Source organism: Arthrobacter sp. JCM 19049 (assembly GCF_001310435.1).
Genome location: NZ_BAXF01000954.1, coordinates 1 through 519 on the forward strand (window position 1 = coordinate 1; position 519 = coordinate 519).

At 67.1% G+C, this 519-nt stretch carries 1 riboswitch.

What is annotated here, in order from left to right:
- Positions 1-418: 418 nt before the first annotated feature.
- A riboswitch (SAM riboswitch) is annotated at positions 419-509 on the plus strand.
- Positions 510-519: the final 10 nt, after the last annotated feature.

The following is a 519-nucleotide window of genomic DNA, read 5'->3' on the forward strand; positions in this document are numbered from 1 at the left end:
CAGCGAGGCGACCAGGCACAGCACCACGGTCAAGGACAGGCGGATTGCGGTGTACATTGCGGCTCCTTGGCACCGGTCCGGCCCCTGCGCCCGCGGCCCCTGCCGGCGCACCCAGTGCCGATGACTTTCATCCTTTCCCGGAGTGTATGTGATCGGCCGGGCTTTGGCACGGGCCGCACGGGGCGTCATCACCGCGACACACAAAGCCGCCCGGCGCAACACTTCAGCGGCCCTGCCCCCGGTGCGCCCCCGGCAACCCGGGGAAAACCGGTCACCGCCCACGCGTCACACTGCGGGCGTAAGAATCGCGTCATCTTAACGTTCACGCGTCACATGACGGGGTGGGACGGCGGATGACGGGCTCGGCCCGGCGTGCTTGCGCCGCCGCCGGGCCCTGGCGAACGATGGAATCACCAACAACCCATCAAGAGCGGCTAAGAGATCTGGCTCGACGACGCCGCAGCAACCACCGGGAAACCGAAAGGTGCTAATGCCAGAAACGATGGAGCAGTACCGTCC